We start from the raw sequence: 20,909 nt of genomic DNA on the forward strand, positions 1-20,909 counted from the left end.
GTGGGATCGGGCCTCTTCCAACCACACACTACCGGGCAGTCGAATGATCAAGGATTCCGTCATGTCCGCCGATACGCCTCGCCTGCCGGCCACCTTCAACCGCCTGGCCTGGTCCAATCTCGCCGCGCAATCCGCCGAACAGATTGCGCTTGCGGCTGCGCCCATCGTCGCTGTGCTGCTGCTCGGCGTCGGCGAAGGCCAGACCGGCCTGTTGCAGACCGCACTGACGCTGCCCTTCATCCTGTTTGCGATTCCCGCCGGCCTGCTCGCCGACCGCGTGTCGCGGCGCTGGGTGATGGCGGGCTCCGAAGCGCTGCGCGCGGCCGCGCTTGCCGCGATCCTGCTGCTCTTGTGGCTCGGCCTGATGACGCTGCCGCTGCTCGCTTTGCTCGGCTTCATCGCGGTCTGCGGCACGGTCGCCTACAGCGTCGCTGCGCCGGCGCTGGTCCCTTCGCTGGTGACGTCACAGCAATTGCCGGCGGCGAACGCCCGCATCGAGCTCGCGCGTACCGTCGCGTTCGCCAGCGGCCCCGCGCTCGGCGGCGTGCTGGTCGGCTGGGTCGGGGCCGCGCCCGCATTCGGCTTCGCCGCGGCATTGTCGGCGATCGCGGTCGTGCTGCTCGCCGGCATCTACGAGCCGGCGCGCCAGCCTGCCCCGCGGCGCCATCCGTTGCAGGACATAAAGGAAGGCGCGGCCTTCGTGATGCACCACGCCTTGCTGCGGCCGGTGTTCATCACCCAGTTCATCTTCAACACCGCGTCGTTCCTGCTGCTCGCCGTGTTCGTGCCCTATGCGGTGCGCCATCTCGGGCTCAGCGCCACCGGCGTCGGCACCACGCTTGCGATGTACGGCGTCGGCATGGTGGTCGGTGCGCTGTTCGCGACCCGCGTGATGAAGCGGCTGGCGTTCGGCACCGTGATCGGGCTCGGCCCGGTCACCGGCTTCGTCGCCGCGGCCGTGATGGCGCTGACGACCTGGATTGCGACGCCGCTGCTCGCGGGCCTCAGCTTCTTCCTGCTCGGCGTCGGCCCAATCCTGTGGGTGATCTCGACCACCACGCTGCGGCAGTCGGTGACGCCGCCCTCGCTGCTCGGGCGCGTCTCGGCGATCAACATCATGAGCTACGGCGCGCGCCCGCTCGGCTCCGCGCTCGGCGCGGTCGTCGGCGGCCTCTACGGCGCCGAAGCCTGCCTCTATCTCGCGGCCGCGATCTTCGCCGCCCAGGCGCTGGTGATCCTGATGTCGCCCGCGGTGTCGCTGACGCGGCAGCCCGACATGGTCGGCGACCCCGCGCGCTGCTGATCCCGGGTCTTCTCAGCCGTCATTGCGAGCCAACGGGTCGCGCGAATGCGCGCCCGATGACAGGCTCCACGAAGCAATCCATTTTTCCGCATATGCGGGACGATGGATTGCTTCGTCGCTTCAGCGCAAAATTGCTCTGCAATTTTGTCGCGAGCTTCTCGCAACGACGGTGGAGAGACGCTAGCTCGCCAGGTACCGCTCGTATTTGCCGCCGACGACCTCGTCGGCGGCAATCGCCGGATCCAGCGTGTATAGATCCTGTGCATGGCCGATGCCGCGCAGCACGAAACGGCCGGTGGAGACCAGATAGTTGCGGCCGGCGGCGTCGAGCCCGGTGCGGAAATCGGTCGAGGTCAATAGTTCGCGGTCGACCGAGGCGCACATCGATGCGATCCGGCTCACCTCGTTGACGGCGGGCCCGACCACCGTGAAATCCAGCCGGTCCTCGCTGCCGATATTGCCGTAGAACACCTGGCCGACATGGAGCCCGACATAGGCCGTGGTGGTCGGCCGGCCCTCGTTCTCGCGGCGATCGTTCAGCACGCGGATGTTATGCCGGAATCTGTGCTCGGCCCGCAGCGCCGCTCGCTTGGCGCCTGCCACGTTCTCTCCGGTGAACATCGCCAGCACGCCGTCGCCGATCAGCTTCAGCACCTCGCCGCCGGCGTCATGGATCGCGTCGATCGATGCCTGCGCATAGTCGTTGAGGAACGGAATGATCTCGTCCGGGCCGATCCGCTCGCTGATCGCGGTGGAGCCGCGCACGTCGGAGTACCACAGCACGGCCTTGATCTTCTCGGTGATGCCGCGCTGCATGCGTCCGCGCAGCACCTGCTCCGCGGTGTCCCGGCCGAGATAGACCCGTCCGAGCGTGCGGGCGATCTCGACCTGCGCGGCCGACTTGATCGCGAGCCCGAGCACCGGCACCAGGTCGCGCAGCGCCGCCATGTGGTTCTCGTCGAACCCGTCCGAGCGGCGGGTGGTGTAGTAGGAGTAGAAGCAGTCCATCTCGCCGATCGTGCCGGCCTCGCCGAAGCGATGCACGAAGGCGGCGAAATGCTTGTGGCCCTTCTCGGCCAACTCGCCGATCATGGAGAAATCGTGCGAGGTGTCGGCGAGATCGATCACTATCTCGTCATGGCCGTTTTCGAGCATGTGATAGAAGGCCGACCGCCGCCAGGTCTGGCTGGCCTCGCCGGTGCTGGTCGAGCCGTATTCGAAGATGTCGGCCTCGTTGCTCTCGCCGTCGTTCCAGCGGAAACCGCGTCCTTCGAAGATCGGATGCAGTGTATCGATGAAGACGATCGCCCGCGACAGCGGCATGCCGGCCGCCCGGCAGCGCTCGCAGAAACCGCGCAGCAGGTCGTTTTCCGGCAGGCCCGTCAGACCCTGACGGACCAGCCAATTCATGATGCGCAAACGGGGCGTCAGTTCCATAAGCTGGATTATGCCGGGCAATTGGTGCGGGAGGAAGGGCTGGTCGTCGCGTGACAGATGCGAACGCCAATGCGGCATTGCAAGGCCGCCCGCCTCACCATTTCGCGCGGAACACGGCCGCCGAATGGCGCCGATTCCGCTTCCTTTTGTCCGGGCCTTCGCGCACAACAGCGCATGGACAACGACGCTGGCCCGCCAAACCCGATCCGACGCCTCATGCAATGGGCGATCACCCCGCCGCAATCCTATGGGGTCTATCTTGTCGGCCTTATCCTGGTGTTCGTCCTGTCGTTCTACGCCGGCACGCTGAAGCCGACGCACTCGCCTGCCCCGCCGGCGGCCGCGCCTGCCGCGCCGCGCGGCTGATCAGACCGATTTGGTTTCCGACGTCGCGATCCAGATCCCGGCGAAGACCGCGATCAGGCCGACGACCAGATTGGCCGTGATCGGCTCGCCGACCAATTGCTTCGCAAGCAGCGCGGCGGCGATCGGATTGACCGTCATGGTGTTGGCGACGCGGGTCGGCGAGGCCCGCTCGAGCGCCAGCACCCACAGATGAAAGCCAGCGCGCCGCCGGCTATGCCGAGATAGAGCCCCGCGATCCATTGCGACGTGCCGAACTCGCGCAGCGTCGCCAGGCTGCCGGTGAACGATCCCACCGCCACCAGCGCGGCCGCGCCGGCGCCCATGCCGACGGCAAGGAAGCCGAGCGCGCTGGAGCGGCGGATGAACGGCCGCGACAGCACGTTGTAGAAGGCCATGCAGAGCACTGCGGCGGCCATGATCAGTTCGCCGCGCCATGCGCCCACTGGCGCCGCCGCCAGCCCGGATGCCAGCGCCGCCGCCAACGCCGAGCACCGCGATCGAGACCCCGATCGATTTGCGCATCGTCAGCGGCTCGAAGCCGAGCAAGGCGCCGACCACCATCGTCGAGAGCGGCAAGGTCGCCAGCGCCAGGCTGGCGCGCGCCGCCGTCGTGTAGGACATCGCGAGATTATAGAGCACGAAGAACACGCCGAAGAAGGCGACGCCGAGCGCCGCGACCGCCGGCAAGTCGTCACGCCGCGGCCACTTCGCCCCGAGCAGGACCGCGGCGGGCAGCACACAGAGAAAGCCGATCACCCAGCGCAGGATCGCCAGCGTGATCGGGTCGGCATTGCCCGCCAGGTAACGGGTGATCGCCGCGGCGGTGCCGCCGAGGCAGCTCGAGACCAGTGCAATCGCAACGCCGATCCACTCGCCCATTCCGATCCCCATGCGTTTTCGGTTCGCTTGTGGCATCTTGCCCAGCAAGATCATTCCGGCAACTACTTCACAGGTATTCATGTCGCAGCAGCGCGATTTTTCGGCCAGCCTGCGCTGGTGGCGGCAGCGCAAGGGGCACTCGCAACTCGAGCTCGCCGGGCGCGCGGATATCTCCCAGCGCCATCTCAGCTTTCTCGAGCTCGGCCGCGCCGCGCCGAGCCGCGACATGGTGATCCGGCTTGCCGCGGCGCTCGACGTGCCGTTGCGCCAGCAGAACGCGCTCTTGGTCGCGGCCGGCTTCGCGCCGGTCTGGCGGCAAACCGACCTCGCCGCGCCGGAGCTCGCCCAGATCCGCTACGCGCTCGATTTCATCCTGGCACAGCAGGAGCCCTTCCCGGCGGTCGTGGTCGACCGGCACTGGAATCTGCTGCTCGCCAATGCAGGCGCAAGCCAACTGGTGGAATTCCTGGTCGGGCCGCTGGCGCCAGGCACGGCGGTCAACCTCGCCGATGCGCTGGTCGCGCCCGGTGTGTTGCGCCCCTATCTCACCAACTGGACCGAGGTGGCCGGCCACTTCGTCCGCAGCGTCGAGGCCGATGCCGCCGCCGACGGCACCACCGCGACGGCGGAATTGCTCAAGCGCCTGCTGGCCTATGACGGTGTCGAGGCCGCGTTGGCCGCGCCGACCGGACCCGCATCCGGACCGGTGCTGCCGATGCTGTTCCGCAAGGGCGACGTCAGCCTGCAGCTGTTCACCACGATCGCGACGCTGGGGACGCCGCAGGACGTCACGCTGCAGGAGCTGCGCATCGAAAGCTTCTTTCCGATGGACGAGAAGACCGCGCAGATCTTTCGAAACTGGTCGAAAGCGAACACCGCCACGGCGGCTCAGTCGTAGAATTCCGGCGACAGCTTCAGCCCGTCGCGCTGCGCCTTGTCGTGGTTGATCCAGAGCTGCGCCTTCTCTTTCGTCAGCGTATCGGCGATCTTCTGCATCGAGGCCAGCGTCTGCTCCTTGCTGGCGTTCATGCTCGGCGCGCGCCGATTGTCCCAATTATCCCTGAAGTGAACGGCATCGCCGGTCAGCACGATCGCACCTGTCTTCGGCAGCTTCACCAGCAGCGACTGGTGGCCGGGCGTGTGGCCCGGCGTCGACAGGATGGTGACGCTGCCGTCGCCGAACACGTCGCGGTCGCCTTCGAGCTTGGTCACGGGATGCTCGGGCTTGAAGCGCGGCGCGTTGTTGGCGCCGGGCCATTCATATTCCGCCTTCTGCACATACAGCATCGCGGCCGGGAACAGCTCGACATTGCCGATGTGATCGGGATGGGTGTGCGACACGGCGATCGCCTTGATGTCCGACGGCTTGACGCCGAGCTGGTCGAGCTGCGCGGCGAGCGTCTTCGGCCGCCGCCAGGTGACCGCCTTGGGATCGGCCGGCGCAAGGCCGTTCGGCATCGCCGCCACCGCGTCGGGAATCCCGGTGTCCCACAGGAACCAGCCCCGGGCATGCTTGATCAGGTAGCAATTGTCGACGAAGTCCATCGACTTGCCTTCGTTGACGCCGGGCGACCAGCGTGAAATGTCGCCGGCAACGCCTTCACCGCAGTTGAGGATGTAGAGCTTCTCGACGCCTGGTTTCGCCGGCTCGGCGTCGTCCGCATGCGGCAGCGCGCCCACGGCGAAGGACAACATTGCAAGACCGATTGCCTTCTTCACGTCGCCCTCCGTTGATCACGCCAGCCATTCGCGTGGCCGCAATGTGCCGTGTCGTCGCCGCCCGTGGAAGACGTGGACATGGGTCGATCGATCAATTGAATGCGAGTGGATCGCGGCTGCCTAGGCTAGACCATTTCCGCCGGCGCCAGCCGGCAGGTCTCGCTGCTGATCTCGACCTGCAGCGTCGCGTGGTGGATGCTGAAGCGCTCCGAGAGCTCGGCGCAGACGTGATGCAGGAAGACGTCGTCGTGTCCGCCGGGCCGCACCAGATGCGCGGTCAGCGCGGTCTCGCTCGTGCTCATCGCCCAGACGTGCAGGTCGTGCACCTCGGTGACGCCTTCGAGCGCTGCGAGATAATCCCTCACCTGTTTGAGGTCGATCCCCCTCGGCACCGCGTCGAGCGCGAGGTTGACGCTGTCGCGGGCGAGCTCCCAGCCACTCAGCAGCACCATCACGGCGATCACCAGGCTGATCGCCGGATCGAGCCACTGCCAGCCGGTCGCCATGATCAGGAGCGCGGCGATCACGACGCCGAGCGAGACACCGGCATCCGCCGCCATGTGCAGATAGGCGCCGCGGACATTGAGGTCGCTGTCGCGGCCGCGCATGAACAGCAGCGCGGTGCCGCCATTGATCAGGATGCCGAGCGCCGCGACCCAGACCACGGTCCAGCTTGCGACCTCCGCCGGCTCGCGCAAGCGGTTGATCGCCTCGACCGCGATACCGCCGACCGCGATCAGGAGCAGCCCGGCATTGAACAGCGCCGCCAGGATCGAGGCGCGACGGTAGCCATAGGTGTGGGTATCGGTCGGCCGCCTGCCGGCGAGCCATGCCCCGCCCCAGGCCAACAGCAGCGCGATGACGTCGGAGAGATTGTGAACCGCGTCGGAGACCAGCGCCAACGAGTTGGCGGAATAGCCGAAGATCAGCTCCGCGACGACGAAGGCGGTATTCAGCGACGCGCCGAGCGCAAAGGCCGTGCCGAAACTGTCAGGCGCGTGGCTGTGCCCGGCATGGGAATGCCCGGCATGTCCGTGAGAATGACCGCTGTGGTCGTGGTCGTGATTGTGCGCCATGGCAACCGTCGCCCGATGTCGTCGGCGACGGTTATAGCGCGGTGAAATGTGGATACTATCACACCGCGCACTGAGCCCCCGTAGCCCGGATGGAGCGCAGCGCAATCCGGATCACTGGTGATCCGGCGCGAGCTCCCGGATTTCGCTTCGCTTCATCCGGGCTACAACACCGTTACTCCACGCCGCGATTGAACTTATTCGACTTCGGCAGGCCGTGGGCGAGCCGGCCGGCGTCGGCGCGGTTGCCGCGCCAGTCGGCCAGTTCCTTCATGGTCATGCTGTGCTCGCGGCCGGCGGAATCCTTCCAGCTCAAGCCGGCCTTGGCGTCGAACACCGCAACGTCAGACAGCGACGCGCTGGTGTATTTCTGCAGGCGCACGCCGCGGCCGCGCGCCATCTCCGGCACCTGGTCGAGGCCGAACAGCACCATCTTGTGGTTGGTGCCGATCACCGCAACGGTGTCGCCGTTCACGGTCGTGATCGCGCGGGCCTCGTTCGGCATCTCGACATTGAGCACCTGCTTGCCCTTGCGGGTGTTGCCGACGCAGTCCTCTTCCTTGACGACAAAACCCTGCCCCTCGCTGCTCGCGATCAGGAACTTGCGCTCGCCCTTGTTGACGAACAGCGAGATGATCGCGGCGTCCTGCTCGAGGTCGATGAACATGCGGATCGGCTCGCCATGGCCGCGGCCGCCCGGCAGTTTTGCCACGTCGAGCGAATAGAACTTGCCGTTGGTCGCGAACAGCAACAGCTTCGAGGTGGTCTCGGCGAAGAACGAGTGCTCGAGCTTGTCGTCGGTCTTGAAGGCAAGGCCGGAGAGATCCTCGACATGGCCCTTCAGCGTCCGTACCCAGCCCTTCTCTGAGATCACGACGGTGCACGGCTCGCGCTCGACCAGCGCTTCCTCGATCGCGGCGAGGTCATGCTCGGGCGCATCGGCGAAGGTGGTGCGGCGCTTGCCGAGCGGCGTCTTCGGCCCGAAGATATCGCGGACCTTGCGCACCTGATCGCTGACCTTGGCCCATTGCTCCGTCTCGGAACCGAGCAGGCCCTCGATGCCCTTCAGCTCCTTGCGAAGATCTTTGTCCTCGGTGCGGATCTCCATCTCCTCCAGGCGGCGCAGATTGCGCAGGCGCATGTTGAGGATGGCATCGGCTTGGATCTCCGTGAGCTTGAAGGTCTTCATCAAGACCGGCTTCGGCTCGTCCTCGGTCCGGATGATCTTGATCACCTTGTCGAGGTTCAGATAGGCGACGAGGTGGCCGCCCAGCACTTCCAGGCGGTGCTCGATCTGGGTCTTGCGGAATTTGGTCCGCCGGACCAGCACGTCGCGCAGGTGGTCGAGCCATTCACGCAGGCACTCGGCAAGGCCGACCACCTTGGGGATGCGGCCCTTGATCAGCACGTTGAGGTTCAGCGAGATCTTGCTTTCCAGCTCGGTCAGCCGGAACAGCGACTCCATCATCAGCGCCGGATCGACGGTGCGCGATTTCGGCTCGATCACGAGCCGGACGTCCTCGGCCGACTCGTCGCGGACGTCGGCGACCAGTGGCAGCTTCTTCTCGTTGATGAGCTCGGCGATCTTCTCGACGATCCGCGACTTCTGCACCAGCCACGGGATCTCGGTGACGACGACCACCCAGGTGCCGCGGGCGCCTTCCTCCTGGGTCCAGCGCGAACGGGTGCGGAACGAGCCGCGCCCCGTGGTGTAGGCCTCGACGATCGCTTCCTTGGAATCGACCACGATGCCGCCGGTCGGGAAGTCCGGGCCCTTGACCCATTTCAGCAGCGCCTTCGACTTGGCGTCGGGCTTCTCGATCAGATGCAGCGCGGCGTCGCAGAGCTCGGCGGCGTTGTGCGGCGGAATCGAGGTCGCCATGCCGACCGCGATGCCCTGCGCGCCGTTGGCGAGCAGGTTCGGGAAGCCGCCCGGCAGCACCACCGGCTCTTTCGACTGGCCGTCATAGTTGAGACGAAACTCGACGCCGTCCTCGTCAATGCCTTCGAGCAAGAGGCGCGCGACCTCGGTCATGCGCGCTTCGGTGTAGCGGTAGGCGGCCGGGTTGTCGCCGTCGATATTGCCGAAATTGCCCTGGCCGTCGACCAGCGGGTAGCGCGAGGAGAAATCCTGCGCCAGGCGCACCATGGCGTCGTAGATCGCCTGGTCGCCGTGAGGATGGAACGAGCCCATCACGTCGCCGACGATCTTGGCCGACTTCTTGAACGCGGCGCGCGGGTCGAGCCCGAGCAGGTCCATGCCGTAGAGGATGCGCCGATGCACCGGCTTCAACCCGTCGCGGGCGTCCGGCAGCGCGCGATGCATGATGGTCGAGAGCGCATAGGCGAGATAGCGCTCCTCGAGCGCATCACGCAGCGGCACCTCGTGAATTTCGGCCGGCTCTTCCGGCGGTATCTGTCGTTTTCCCATGGGGAGGCGTTAAACCTTGGCGCTGAATCGGGCAAGCCGCGAATCAGCGGGAATTTAAGGCCCGAATCGGCCTTACGGAACCGCGCTCCGGCCCCGCCGCCGCGTCACGGCGTTGATAAATCCGTCGCGGGCGTCGGAATGGCCCTGGCCGCGGGGCTCCAGCACGTGGCGGAGCAGGAACAGGCCGGTGATCTGGAAGCCGTCGAGCAGGTCCTGGTCCGACCAGCTGTTGGCGCCGCCCGCGCCTTCGCGCAGGAACGCCGGCAGCGGCAACAGCCGGTCGCGCCATGGCTCGCCGGCGGCGCGCGACACCGCGCCGCCGGATTTCGGCGACACGTAGATCAGGTCGGTGGTCTCCCCGGTGGCTGCGCAGTTTTCCAGGTCGAGTCCGAAGCCGAGCTCGGTCAGCATCGCGAGCTCGAACCGGATCAGGTGCACGGCGGCAACGCCTGCGTCCTCGAAATCGTCGAGCGTCCCCTCCAGCATCTCGTAGATGTCCTCATGCGGATCGCGCTCGGGCAGCAGCCGGGCCAGCGCCGCCAGATGCGTGACACCATAGACCGCATGCGACGAGCCGAGCAGCGTCGCCGCGCGCAGCCGCGTGCCCTCCAGCGCGTACATGCCGAGATGCTCGTCGAGCCGCGCCCGCCACACCGCGGTGACGCTGTTGCCGGGCTGCAGCAGCGGCCGCATCCGCGAGCTGGCGCCGCCGCGCACCAGGCCGAGATGGCGGCCGTGCTCGCGCGTCAACAGCTCGACGATGGCGGAGGATTCGCCATGCCGCCGCACGCCCAGCACGATGCCTTCGTCGGTCCATTCCATGTGCGGAGTCTAGCAGGATTCCGCGGATGAACGCAGCTTTCCGCACGCGTCATTCGCTACGCGTTGAACCAGCCCCGCGCGTCGCCGGTGAAGGAATAATACAGCCCGGCCGTGGTCAGAATGCATGACACCACCTCGATGGCGCTGTCGATCTCCATGCCCCTTGCGCCGATGACCTGCACCAGGGACATCAACGACAAGACGAGCACCGCGAGCAGCGCCCAGCGCGGCCAGTTCTTGCGGTGCTGCGCGGCAAGCCGGACGAAATACATCAGGAGCAGGATCATGCAGCCGGCCGTCAGGGTCTCACCCATGATCACCTGCTCGGTCTTCAGGACAGTCGGCGTGCGGTCCTGAAACGCCACCGACAGCGCATCCAGCGTCAGCGACAGATAGAGCAGAACCTCAAACCACAGCACATTTCTGGGCACGTTCATGCAAGCGTCGACTCTTATTCCTTGGGGAATTCCAGTCCCATTTCCTTGTAGCGGTCGGGATCGTCACCCCAGTTCTCGCGCACCTTGACGAACAGGAACAGATGCACGGGGACGCCCATGATCTCGGCGATCTCGGCACGCGCCTGCGCGCCGATCGACTTGATGGTGGCGCCGCCCTTGCCGAGCACGATCTTGCGCTGGCTCTCGCGCTCGACAAAAATCGTCTGCTCGATGCGGATCGACTTGTCCTTGCGGTCGGTCCAGCTGTCGGTCTCGACCGTCGACTGGTACGGCAGTTCCTGATGCAGATGGCTGTAGATCTTCTCGCGCGTGATCTCGGCCGCCAGATGCCGCATCGGCGCATCCGACATCTGGTCCTCGGGATAGAGGAACGGCCCCGCCGGCACCAGCTTGGCGAGCGTCTGGCGCAAATCGGCAACGCCGTCGCCGGACAGCGCCGAAATCATGAAGGTGTGCTCGAAGCGCATCCGCTCGTTGGCGGCCTGCGCCAGCGCCAGCAGCTTCTCGCGCTGCACGAGATCGACCTTGTTCAGCACCAGGATCTTCGGATGCGCGACGGTTTCGAGCTTGGTCAGGATCGCGTTGGCCTCTTCGTCGAGGCCCGACTTCGCATCGAGCAGCACGCAGACGAGATCGGCGTCGTGCGCGCCGCTCCAGGCGGTCGACACCATGGCGCGGTCAAGCCGGCGCCGCGGCGCGAAGATGCCGGGCGTGTCGACCAGGATGATCTGCGCGTTGCCCTCGATCACGATGCCGCGGATCAGCGCGCGCGTGGTCTGCACCTTGCGCGAGACGATCGTGACCTTGGAGCCCACCAGCGCGTTGACCAGCGTCGACTTGCCGACATTGGGCGCACCGATCAGCGCGACGAAGCCACAGCGCGTCGCGTCCCCTTGCCCTTTGGCCTCGTCAGTCATTGGTGCCGACGCCTTCGCGCTCGATCATCGCGGATGCCGCCGCCTTCTCGGCCGCGCGCTTGTTGCCACCGAGGCCCTCGGCGGAGGCCAGGCCCGGCAGGTCGACCGCAACGCGGAATTGTGGATCGTGATGCGGACCGGTGCGTTCGACCTCGCGATAGACCGGCGTCGGCAGCCCCTTGCCCTGGGCCCATTCCTGCAACACGGTCTTGGGATCGCGCAGCGGCCGGCGCAGCTTGTGCATCCGTTCGGTCCAGTTGCGCTCGACGAACTGGCGCGCGGCCTCGTAGCCGCCGTCGAGGAAGATCGCCCCGATCACCGCTTCGCAGATATCGCCGAGCACGGACTTGCGCAGCCGGGCGCCCTCGACCGCCTTCACCATGCCGAGCTTGATGTCCTCGAGCAGCCCGAGCGCCTTGGCGACGTCGGCGCAGCTCTCCTTGCGCACGAGGTCGGCGAGACGCTTCGACAATTCGCCCTCGTCGGCCTTGGGGAACGACCGGAACAGCATGTCCGACACGATCAGCCCGAGCACGTGGTCGCCGAGGAACTCCAGCCGCTGGTAGCTGTCGGCGCGGTTGCGCGTGGCGGGCTTCAGCGCGGAGACGTGGGTGAACGCGGTGGTCAGCAGCGCGGGATCCTGGAACGTGTACCCGATCCGCGCCTCGGTGCCGGCGATCGCGGCCTTCTCCTCAGCGGCCTTGGCCGCCTTGCTGCGCCGCTTCTTCGGCGCGGCTGTGCCGTCGGCGGCAGGCGTCTGGCTCGGCTCGCCGGTCGGCGCTGGATCGTTGATGGATGCGGTATCGTCGTTCATCGCACGATAGAGAATAGGCGATTCCACCGCACGGCAAGCGGCCAGCGCCAGATCATCCAGGCCTGCTCGCCCTCGGCGATCGAGAAGAAGATCATCTGGGCTCGCCCGATGATGTTCTCGAACGGCACGTAGCCGACCTGCGACAGGAAGCGGCTGTCGGTGGAGTTGTCGCGGTTGTCGCCCATCATGAAGAAATGCCCGGGCGGAACGGTGTAGACGATGGTGTTGTCCATGTAGCTGTTGTCGGTGCAGTCCAGCGTCTCATAGCTGACGCCGTTCGGCAGCGTCTCCTTCCAGCGCTTGACGCGGGCGGTCGCATCCGCCGAGCCGCAGGGATCCTCGCCGACGAAATCGCTCAGCCGCTCCCGCTTGATCGGCTCATCGTTGATGTAGAGCAGCCCGCTCTTCACCTCGATGCGGTCGCCGGGCAGCCCGATGACGCGCTTGATGTAGTCGGTGGAGTCATCCCGCGGCAGCCGAAACACCACGATGTCGCCGCGGTTCGGCTCCGAGCCGAAGATGCGGCCCGAGAAAATGTTCGGCGAGAACGGGATCGAATAGTGGCTGTAACCATAGGAATATTTCGAGACGAACAGGTAGTCGCCGACCAGGAGCGTCGCCTTCATCGACCCGGAGGGGATGTTGAACGGCTGGAACAGGAAGGTGCGGATGACGAGCGCGATCAGAAGAGCATGGATGACGACGCGGATGGTCTCGCCCAAGCCGCTTTCAGATTTGGTCCCGGTGGTCACGCTCATTGCTTTCCCAATTCCCGTGGACTGATGTCCACGCGGTGGCAGAACGTTCTCTTCGCGCGAAGCGTTCGGCCTTCGCGTGAGGAAAATGGCCTTGATTCTGATCTTGAGGGCAAATTCCGGCCTAAACCCGGAATCAGCGTCTCGCTCGATATAACCCTGCGGCGTTTTAGACGGTTGTTCGCAGGGGCGCAATCAATCGCCGCCTCAAAACTTCGCAATTCATTGAAATATCAATGATTTTTTAGTTTGCTGAAGTTTTCCGGCAGAATCCGGCACCGCGGGATCATCTGGCGGGGGCAACCGCCGAAATTATGACGAAGGCCTGGGCCAACGGCCAATCGTCGGTGATCGAAAGGTCGATCTGCGCCTGCATGCCCTCGGGCGTCAGTTCCTGCAGCCGGGCCAGCGCCCCGCCGGTCAGCCGCATCGACGGCCGCCCGCCCGGCAGGTTCACGACGCCCATGTCCTTCCACCACACCCCGCGCCGGATACCGGTGCCGAGCGCCTTGGAGCAAGCTTCCTTGGCGGCAAAGCGCTTGGCGTAGGTTGCGACCACCATCTTCTCGTTGTTGGCGCGGCGCATCGCCTTGGCGCGCTCGGCGTCGGTGAAGATGCGGTCGAGAAAGCGCTCGCCATGGCGCTCGATCACCTTGGCCACCCGGGTGATGTCGATCAGGTCGGAGCCGATGCCGATGATCATGCGCTGACGCCACCCTGCGCCCTGGCGCGGCCGCGGTCCATCGCCGCACGCATCTCGCGCACCGTCCCGGCGATGCCGGCGAACAGTGCCTCGCCCATCATGAAATAACCGATGTTCAACTCCCGGATTTCGGGCAGCGCGGAAATCGTCTCCGCGGTGTCATAGTCGAGCCCGTGGCCGGCATGGACCTCGAGCCCGGCCGCCTGCGCGAGCTTGGCGCCGGCAACGATGCGCTTCCATTCGGCCTCCGCCTTGTCCTGGTGGCCGTCGACCACAGCGTCGCACCAGCCGCCGGTGTGGATCTCGATCACGGGCGCCTTCAGCTTCGCGGCCATCTCGATCTGCCTGGGATCGGCGGCAATGAACAGCGAGACGCGGATGCCGGCGTCACCCAGCCGCGCGATGAACGGCGCCAGTGCGTTGTGCTGGCCGACCACGTCGAGGCCGCCTTCGGTGGTGAGCTCCTGGCGCCGTTCCGGCACCAGGCAAACCGCGTGCGGCTTGGTGGCGAGCGAGATCCGCAGCATGTCGTCGGTCGCCGCCATCTCGAAATTCAGCGGCTTGGAGATCTCGGCCTTGAGCCGCGCCATGTCCTCATCGCGGATGTGGCGGCGATCCTCGCGCAAATGCGCGGTGATGCCGTCGGCGCCGGCCGCGATCGCGGCAAGCGCCAGCCGCACCGGATCGGGCCGCGCTCCGCCCCGGGCGTTGCGCAGGGTGGCGACGTGATCAACATTGATACCGAGACGCAGCGGCGGAGTTTTGGACATCTCTTTGACCTGCAATCTAGCCCGTCATGCGCGGGCTTGACCCGCGCATCCATCCTTTTGGAAAGATGGGTTGCCGGGTCAAGCCCGGCAACGACGAGACGTTACCCATTGACGCGCTCGACCCGAGCGACGACGGCCTTGGCGCGCAACTGGGCGATGATAGCGCTGAGATGCTTGAGGTCATAGACCTCAAGATCGATGGTCAGCTCCGTGAAATCGGGCGATTGGCGCGACATGTGGATGTTGTCGATATTGCCGTCGTGCTCGGCGATCACGGTCGCGATCTGGGCGAGGCTGCCGGGCTCGTTGACATTGTGGACCAGGATACGGGCCGGGAAGCGCTGCGGCATGGTCTCGTCGATATCCCAGCGCACGTCGAGCCAGCGCTCCGGCTCCTCCTCGAAATCTTTCAGCGCCGGCGACTGGATCGGATAGATCGTGATCCCCTCGCCCGGCGTGACGATGCCGACAATCCGATCGCCCGGCACGGCACCGCCGTTCGGCGCGAACTTCACCGGCAGGTCGGAATTGATGCCGCGCACCGGGATCACCGAGGTGGCGCGCGCCGGATGCGGCGGGTTCTGCGTCTTCAGCTTGGCGGCGAGACCCTTCTTGGCGCCGTAGCGCACCAGCCGCTCTTCCTTGTAATCGGGATACATCGCGCGCGCGACGTCGGAGGCCTTGATCTCGCCGCGCCCGACCGAGGCCATCACGTCCTCGATCGAGCCGCGCGCGAGCCGCGGCAACGCGCCCTTCAGCTTGTCGTCGGCGTATTCGATCTTGGCGCGGGCAAACAGGCGGTCGACGATGCGGCGGCCGAGGCCGGCATACTGGTCGCGCACCGCGTCGCGGGTGGCACGGCGGATCGCGGCCCGCGCCTTGCCGGTGCGGGCGAGCGCCTCCCAGGCCGACGGCGGCGCCGACTGTGCCTTCGAGGTCAGCACCTCGACCTCGTCGCCGTTCTGCAGCTCGGAGGACAGCGGCGCGAACTTGCCGTTGATCTTGCAGCCGACCGCGCTGTTGCCGACACCGGTGTGAACGGCATAGGCGAAATCGATCACGTTGGCGTTGCGCGGCAGCGCGATCAGCTTGCCCTTCGGCGTGAAGCAGAACACCTGGTCGTGGAACAGCTCGAGCTTGGTGTGCTCGAGGAATTCTTCCGGATTGGCGCTTTCCGAGAGGATGCCGATGGTGTGGCGCAGCCAGGCGAAGGCGTTGGACTCGTGCTTCAGCCGCTCGTGCGGCGAGCCCGCGCCCTCCTTGTAGAAGGCATGCGCGGCGATACCGAACTCGGCGATCTGGTTCATGTCCTCGGTGCGGATCTGCAACTCGACGCGCTGCTTGCCCGGCCCGATCACCGTGGTGTGGATCGAGCGGTAGTCGTTCTGCTTCGGGGTCGAGATGTAGTCCTTGAAGCGGCCCGGCACCACCGGCCAGGTGGTGTGGACGATGCCGAGCGCGCGGTAGCAGGCGCCGACATCGTCGAGGATGATGCGGAAGCCGTAGATATCGGACAGCTGCTCGAAGCCGACCGACTTGCGCTCCATCTTGGTCCAGATCGAAAACGGCTGCTTGCGGCGGCCGAACACCCGCGCGGTGATGCCGTTCTTCTGCAGGTTCTTGGAGAGCTGGGTTTCGATCTCGCCGATCAAATTGCGGTTGCGCTCGGCCAACGAGTCCAGCCGCTGCTTGACCACCGCATAGGCCTCGGGATCGAGCACGAAGAACGACAGGTCCTCGAGCTCCTCGCGCATCTCGTGCATACCCATGCGGCCGGCCAGCGGCGCATAGATATCCAGCGTCTCCTCGGCGATGCGCCGGCGCGAGGCCGGCGGCACGAATTCCAGCGTGCGCATGTTGTGCAGCCGGTCGGCGAGCTTGATCAGCAGCACGCGGACGTCGTCGGCGATCGCAAGCAGCAGCTTGCGCAAATTCTCGGCCTGCTTGGCCTCGCGCGACACCAGTTCCAGCCGCTTCAGCTTGGTCAGGCCTTCGACCAGCGCGCCGATCTCGTGACCGAACACATTGTCGATCTCGGCCCGCGTCGCCTCGGTATCCTCGATCGTGTCGTGCAGCAGCGCCGCCACGATCGTGGCGTCGTCGAGCTTGAGGTTGGTGAGGATCGCGGCGACCTCGAGCGGATGCGAGAAATAGGGATCGCCGGAAGCACGGGTCTGCGTGCCGTGCGCCTTCATGGCGTAGACATAGGCGCGGTTGAGCAGGTCTTCGTTGGTGTCGGGGTTGTAGGAGCGGACGCGCTCGACAAGGTCATATTGTCGCATCATTCGCGTCCGCGGCTTGGCCGGCCTCTCCGCCGTGGACGACGTCGGCGCCACCGCGACCGTTTCGGTTGCAGCCTGCATCTGGATGGAACTGCGGCGTCGATACGCCATGAACTCGCTGCCTCTCGCGCGGGACCGGAACGTCCCACCTTTCCTCAATCTAGTGCGCTTTCCAATGAAGCAGCACCCCGCGCGGGCCCCGGAACCATTCAATTTCCCGCGTCCGCGTAGGACGCACCGTAACAGCAAAATTGTCAACAAAAGCAAAGGCCCGGAGCAATGTCCGGGCCTTCGGCAAATCTGTTCGAAACGACGGCGAGCTTACTCGTCTTCCTCGGGCTGCTCCTCCGGGGGCGCCAGACCCTCAAGGCCCTTCAGCAGCTCTTCCTCGGTCATCCGCTCGACCGCCACCTCGGTGTCGTCGGCGTCGACGCTGGCACCGGCGGAACCGATCAGCGGCACGGTGTCGGGCTCGGGCTCGTCGACCTCGACGAACTTCTGCAGGGAGTGAACGAGTTCCTCTTTCAGGTCTTCCGGCGAGATCGTCGAATCGGCAATCTCGCGCAGCGAGACGACCGGATTCTTGTCGTTGTCGCGATCAACCGTGAGTTGCGACCCCGAGGAGATCATCCGGGCGCGATGCGCGGCCAACAGGACGAGGTCGAAACGATTGTCGACCTTGTCAATGCAATCTTCGACGGTGACGCGAGCCATCTCGAGGCGCTCCGTGGTAAAAGGGACCGAACATGTAGGTTATGAGGGTTAGTTATAGGCCTAGCCCCGGTTTCGCAAGGTAAAATTTGTGATTTGCCTTCCGAACAGGCTCTGATAACCCGGTCTGACGGGGGCCAGAAGGGCCGGAGCGTCTGACGACATGGCCAGGTTGCTGTCCCAGGCGAGTAAATCTCTTCATTGCAATGTCAAGGGTCTAGGCTTTTTGCCCTCGCCTCACCATAATTGCGGTGGTGACTGTCGCGGGGAAAGATTCACAGAACTTTAGGCAGCAACGCCGGAAATTGCGCGCGGTTGATCACCGCCGCGCTAAGAACACTAACAACCACGCGAGAACACTTTGATGTCGTCACCTGTTTCCAACAAGATCGCGCTCTTCATCGACGGAGCGAATCTTTACGCCACCGCAAAGACGCTGGGCTTCGACATCGACTACAAGCGCCTCCTCAAGGAGTTCCAGAGTCGCGGCACCCTGCTCCGTGCGTTCTACTACACGGCGATCATCGAGGATCAGGAGTATTCGTCGATCCGCCCGTTGATCGATTGGCTCGATTACAACGGCTACACCGTGGTCACCAAGGCGACCAAGGAATTCATCGACGCCAGCGGCCGCCGCAAGGTGAAGGGCAACATGGACATCGAGCTCGCCGTCGATGCCATGGAACTCGCCGAGCACATCGACCAGATGATTCTGTTTTCCGGCGACGGCGACTTCCGATCGCTGGTGGAGGCCGTGCAGCGCCGCGGCGTTCGCGTCACGGTCATCTCCACCATCGCCAGCCAGCCGCCGATGATCGCCGACGAGCTGCGCCGGCAGGCCGACGTCTTCACCGACCTCGTCGAGCTGCAATCCAAGCTCGGCCGCGATCCGTCGGAACGTCCGGCCCCGCGCGAACCGCGTCACCACTCCCCGCAATTCCTGCAGCGCGCGACCACCATGGCCCCACGGGGAGCCGATGACGATTTCGACGAGTAATCTCGTCGCTGCTGCTACGCGCCCCGACAGCAACTGTCAGCTTTGTGTCAGGCTGGCCGACTTCCGCGCGCAGGCGCGCGCACTGCATCCGGACTGGTTCAACTCGCCGGTGGAATCGTTCGGCGATCCGAATGCGCGGTTGTTGATCGTGGGCCTCGCGCCGGGCATGCAGGGCGCCAACCGCACCGGCCGTCCCTTCACCGGCGACTACGCCGGTGATCTGCTCTACGCGACCTTGCTCGAATATGGTTTTGCCAGCGGCGTCTATCAGGCGCGGCCGGACGACGGCCTGAAGCTGGTCGACGCCCGGATCAGCAATGCGGTGCGCTGCGTGCCGCCGCAGAACAAGCCGCTGCCGGCCGAGATCAACACCTGCCGGCAATTCCTCCGCGCCACCATCGCGGCGATGCCGAAGCTGCGCGCGATCGTGATGCTCGGACGAATCGCGCACGAATCGACTCTCAAGGCATTGGATGTTCGCTTGGCGGCCGCGCCCTTTGTGCACGGTGCCGTGCATAGCGCGGGCGAATTCAAGCTCTACGACAGCTACCATTGCTCGCGCTACAACACGAACACCGGCGTGTTGACGACCGATATGTTCCGCAAGGTGTTCGCGACCGTGCGCAAGGAACTCGGCTAGCGCCCCTTCCGGTATCCGCATTGCGAACGGCTATCCAAAGCCTGCCAAAGGGTACCCACTCGCGCGACTTCGGAATAATAGAAAAGTATCCCTGAGTTGCCCGACGTGTCAAGTTGCCTGGTGAAGGCCGGCCGCCGCCGGCTGCTTTGCATGGGGTTGTTCTCGATATTTTGGCAGCGCCCCCTGCGACGACCCATGACTTCGTATTGCTCTAGTCCGTCCGCGGATTGGCCCTCAGCCATTCCAGCACGTCTCCGGCGTTCCGGTCCGGCGGGAACACCGGATAGAACACGTGGCTGATGCGCGCATCGTCGATGACCAGCGCGAGCCGCTTGATCAGGATCAGCCCCGCCACCGACATCGTCGGCAACTTCAGCGTGTGCGTCAGTTCCAGCGCTTCGTCGGACAGCACCGGGAACGGCAGATGCAGGCGCGACGCCATCTCGGCCTGGTACGCATTGCTTTGCGTCGACAGCCCGAACACCTGGGCGGCGCCGGCCGCCTTCAGCTCGGCGAACAGGTCGCGGAATGCGCAGGTCTGCGGCGTGCAGCCGCGGGCGCCGGGGATCAAGTCCCATTCGTCGACCAGCCCGATCTTGCCGGGCTCGCCGGTTCGCGGATAGGCGAACACCACGGTGCGGCCCTTGAGCGCCGACAGCGCCACCGCGGTGTCGTCGGTGGCGCGCAGCCTGACCGGCGGGATCGTCATGCCGGTCAGATGCCCCGCGCCGCCGTCATCCGTCGGCGCCGGAATCTTGCTCCAGTCGACGTCAGTAAGGCTCGATTGGCTCATGACCCAAATCTCCCTCGGTCGTCATTGCGAGCGAAGCGAAGCAATCCATAGAGACGCGCACTGGACAGATGGATTGCTTCGTCGCTTCGCTCCTCGCAATGACGACTTGAACGCTATCCCCGCGCCCGCATCAGGCGGCCCTTCTCGCGGCTCCAGTCGCGCTTCTTCTCGGTCTCGCGCTTGTCGTGCAGCTTCTTGCCCTTGGCGACCGCAAGCAGCAGTTTGGCACGGCCGCGCTCGTTGAAATACAGCTTCAGCGGAATGAGCGTCATGCCCTCGCGGTCGACCGCGCCGAGCAGCTTGTTGATCTGCTTGCGATGCAGCAGCAGCTTCCGCGGCCGCTTCGGCTCGTGGTTGAAGCGGTTGGCCTGCAGATATTCAGGAATATTGGCGTTGATCAGCCAGATCTCGCCGTTCTTGGAATCCGCATAGGATTCCGCGATCGTGCTCTTGCCGTTGCGGATTGATTTCACCTCGGTGCCGGTCAGCGAAATGCCGGCCTCGATCGTGTCCTCGATTGCGTAGTTGAAGCGGGCCTTTCGGTTTTCGGCAACAACCTTGATCGGGCGTTCGTTCTTCTCGGCCACTTTAGCTCTTCTTGAGGAGGTCGCGGATTTCCGTCAGCAGCACGACTTCGTCGGACGGCTTCGGCGGTTCGGCGGGCTTGGCCTCATCCTTGCGTTTGAACTGATTCATGAAGCGGACGACCATGAACAGCACGAAAGCGACGATCAGGAAATTGAGCGTCAGCGTCAGGAAGCTGCCCCAGGCCAGCACCGCGCCCTGCTTCTTGGCGTCGGCGAGGTTGGTCGCGTTCACGGCCTTGGAAAGCCCGGTGAAATAGTTGGAGAAGTCGAGTCCGCCCGTGATCGCGCCGATGATCGGCATGATGATGTCGCCGACCAGCGAGGTGACGATCGCGCCGAAGGCTGCACCGATGATGACGGCGACGGCGAGGTCGACGACGTTGCCCTTCATGGCGAATTCGCGGAATTCCTTCAGCATGCCCATCCCCTTCTGCTCGACATTGCGCACGGCA

21 protein-coding genes and 1 pseudogene are annotated in these 20,909 nt (G+C 65.3%); 5 read left to right on the top strand and 17 right to left on the bottom strand.

What is annotated here, in order from left to right; all coding sequences use genetic code 11:
* Positions 1–61: 61 nt before the first annotated feature.
* Positions 62–1,303, top strand: coding sequence for an MFS transporter (locus ACVMB1_RS15060; protein WP_456848690.1), 1,242 nt, complete (start codon positions 62–64; stop codon positions 1,301–1,303).
* A gap of 180 nt (positions 1,304–1,483) precedes the next feature.
* Here the strand turns inward: ACVMB1_RS15060 and ACVMB1_RS15065 are convergent, their stop codons facing one another.
* A complete protein-coding gene (locus ACVMB1_RS15065; protein ID WP_456848692.1) occupies positions 1,484–2,740 on the bottom strand; it encodes an adenylate/guanylate cyclase domain-containing protein in 1,257 nt (418 codons plus the stop codon).
* 174 nt (positions 2,741–2,914) lie between these two features.
* On the opposite strand from ACVMB1_RS15065, the gene ACVMB1_RS15070 reads away from it, so the two are divergent.
* The gene (locus ACVMB1_RS15070) at positions 2,915–3,106 is read left to right on the top strand and encodes a hypothetical protein (RefSeq protein WP_057020744.1); all 192 of its coding nucleotides are present in this window, start codon (positions 2,915–2,917) and stop codon (positions 3,104–3,106) included.
* Here the strand turns inward: ACVMB1_RS15070 and ACVMB1_RS15075 are convergent.
* Positions 3,107–3,985, bottom strand: a pseudogene (locus ACVMB1_RS15075) (DMT family transporter).
* 79 nt (positions 3,986–4,064) lie between these two features.
* On the opposite strand from ACVMB1_RS15075, the gene ACVMB1_RS15080 reads away from it, so the two are divergent.
* Complete coding sequence (locus tag ACVMB1_RS15080; RefSeq protein ID WP_456848694.1) at positions 4,065–4,883, top strand: helix-turn-helix domain-containing protein; 819 nt, start codon at positions 4,065–4,067, stop codon at positions 4,881–4,883.
* Here ACVMB1_RS15080 and ACVMB1_RS15085 read toward each other — a convergent pair.
* From ACVMB1_RS15085 to rpoZ, 12 genes are all read right to left on the bottom strand, one after another.
* Positions 4,874–5,680: an N-acyl homoserine lactonase family protein gene (locus ACVMB1_RS15085; protein WP_456849904.1), complete on the bottom strand. Its 807-nt coding sequence runs from the start codon at positions 5,678–5,680 to the stop codon at positions 4,874–4,876. The two genes, ACVMB1_RS15080 and ACVMB1_RS15085, sit on opposite strands and share 10 nt — an antisense overlap.
* 149 nt (positions 5,681–5,829) lie before the next feature.
* The gene (locus ACVMB1_RS15090; protein WP_456848696.1) at positions 5,830–6,780 is read right to left on the bottom strand and encodes a cation diffusion facilitator family transporter; all 951 of its coding nucleotides are present in this window, start codon (positions 6,778–6,780) and stop codon (positions 5,830–5,832) included.
* A 172-nt stretch (positions 6,781–6,952) separates the two neighbouring features.
* A complete protein-coding gene (parC, locus tag ACVMB1_RS15095; protein ID WP_076834399.1) occupies positions 6,953–9,208 on the bottom strand; it encodes a DNA topoisomerase IV subunit A in 2,256 nt (751 codons plus the stop codon).
* Positions 9,209–9,280: 72 nt separating this feature from the next.
* Positions 9,281–10,030, bottom strand: coding sequence for a DNA repair protein RecO (gene recO / locus ACVMB1_RS15100; RefSeq protein WP_456848698.1), 750 nt, complete (start codon positions 10,028–10,030; stop codon positions 9,281–9,283).
* A 56-nt stretch (positions 10,031–10,086) separates the two neighbouring features.
* Complete coding sequence (locus ACVMB1_RS15105) at positions 10,087–10,467, bottom strand: hypothetical protein (RefSeq protein WP_057020750.1); 381 nt, start codon at positions 10,465–10,467, stop codon at positions 10,087–10,089.
* Positions 10,468–10,481: 14 nt separating this feature from the next.
* Positions 10,482–11,405, bottom strand: coding sequence for a GTPase Era (gene era / locus ACVMB1_RS15110; protein ID WP_057020751.1), 924 nt, complete (start codon positions 11,403–11,405; stop codon positions 10,482–10,484).
* Positions 11,398–12,219, bottom strand: coding sequence for a ribonuclease III (gene rnc / locus ACVMB1_RS15115; protein WP_057020752.1), 822 nt, complete (start codon positions 12,217–12,219; stop codon positions 11,398–11,400). Before rnc ends, era begins: the two co-directional genes overlap by 8 nt.
* Positions 12,216–12,977 carry a signal peptidase I gene (gene lepB, locus ACVMB1_RS15120; protein WP_028333840.1) on the bottom strand — a complete coding sequence of 254 codons (762 nt, stop codon included), beginning with the start codon at positions 12,975–12,977 and terminating at the stop codon, positions 12,216–12,218. The genes rnc and lepB overlap by 4 nt, the downstream gene beginning before the upstream one ends.
* A gap of 283 nt (positions 12,978–13,260) precedes the next feature.
* Positions 13,261–13,677 carry a holo-ACP synthase gene (acpS, locus tag ACVMB1_RS15125; RefSeq protein ID WP_021078359.1) on the bottom strand — a complete coding sequence of 139 codons (417 nt, stop codon included), beginning with the start codon at positions 13,675–13,677 and terminating at the stop codon, positions 13,261–13,263.
* The gene (locus ACVMB1_RS15130; protein ID WP_141342645.1) at positions 13,674–14,447 is read right to left on the bottom strand and encodes a pyridoxine 5'-phosphate synthase; all 774 of its coding nucleotides are present in this window, start codon (positions 14,445–14,447) and stop codon (positions 13,674–13,676) included. The genes acpS and ACVMB1_RS15130 overlap by 4 nt, the downstream gene beginning before the upstream one ends.
* Before the next feature lie 101 nt (positions 14,448–14,548).
* Entirely contained in the window at positions 14,549–16,840 is a 2,292-nt protein-coding gene (locus ACVMB1_RS15135; RefSeq protein ID WP_057020754.1) for a RelA/SpoT family protein, read from the bottom strand.
* A 210-nt stretch (positions 16,841–17,050) separates the two neighbouring features.
* Positions 17,051–17,443 (bottom strand): DNA-directed RNA polymerase subunit omega, encoded by a 393-nt coding sequence (gene rpoZ, locus ACVMB1_RS15140; RefSeq protein WP_016844003.1) that lies wholly within the window; start codon positions 17,441–17,443, stop codon positions 17,051–17,053.
* Positions 17,444–17,804: 361 nt separating this feature from the next.
* On the opposite strand from rpoZ, the gene ACVMB1_RS15145 reads away from it, so the two are divergent.
* On the top strand, positions 17,805–18,437 hold the full coding sequence (locus tag ACVMB1_RS15145) for a LabA-like NYN domain-containing protein (RefSeq protein WP_016844002.1): 633 nt from the start codon (positions 17,805–17,807) through the stop codon (positions 18,435–18,437).
* Complete coding sequence (locus ACVMB1_RS15150) at positions 18,418–19,077, top strand: uracil-DNA glycosylase (RefSeq protein WP_456848701.1); 660 nt, start codon at positions 18,418–18,420, stop codon at positions 19,075–19,077. Before ACVMB1_RS15145 ends, ACVMB1_RS15150 begins: the two co-directional genes overlap by 20 nt.
* Before the next feature lie 211 nt (positions 19,078–19,288).
* Here ACVMB1_RS15150 and ACVMB1_RS15155 read toward each other — a convergent pair whose 3' ends face one another.
* The 3 genes from ACVMB1_RS15155 to mscL form a co-directional block, all read right to left on the bottom strand.
* Positions 19,289–19,870 (bottom strand): peroxiredoxin, encoded by a 582-nt coding sequence (locus tag ACVMB1_RS15155; protein WP_456848703.1) that lies wholly within the window; start codon positions 19,868–19,870, stop codon positions 19,289–19,291.
* Between the two features lie 113 nt (positions 19,871–19,983).
* Complete coding sequence (gene smpB / locus ACVMB1_RS15160) at positions 19,984–20,457, bottom strand: SsrA-binding protein SmpB (protein WP_076834415.1); 474 nt, start codon at positions 20,455–20,457, stop codon at positions 19,984–19,986.
* Between the two features lies 1 nt (position 20,458).
* Positions 20,459–20,875: a large conductance mechanosensitive channel protein MscL gene (gene mscL, locus ACVMB1_RS15165; RefSeq protein WP_057020874.1), complete on the bottom strand. Its 417-nt coding sequence runs from the start codon at positions 20,873–20,875 to the stop codon at positions 20,459–20,461.
* Positions 20,876–20,909 lie beyond the last annotated feature (34 nt).

This window comes from Bradyrhizobium sp. USDA 4504, from assembly GCF_054063995.1.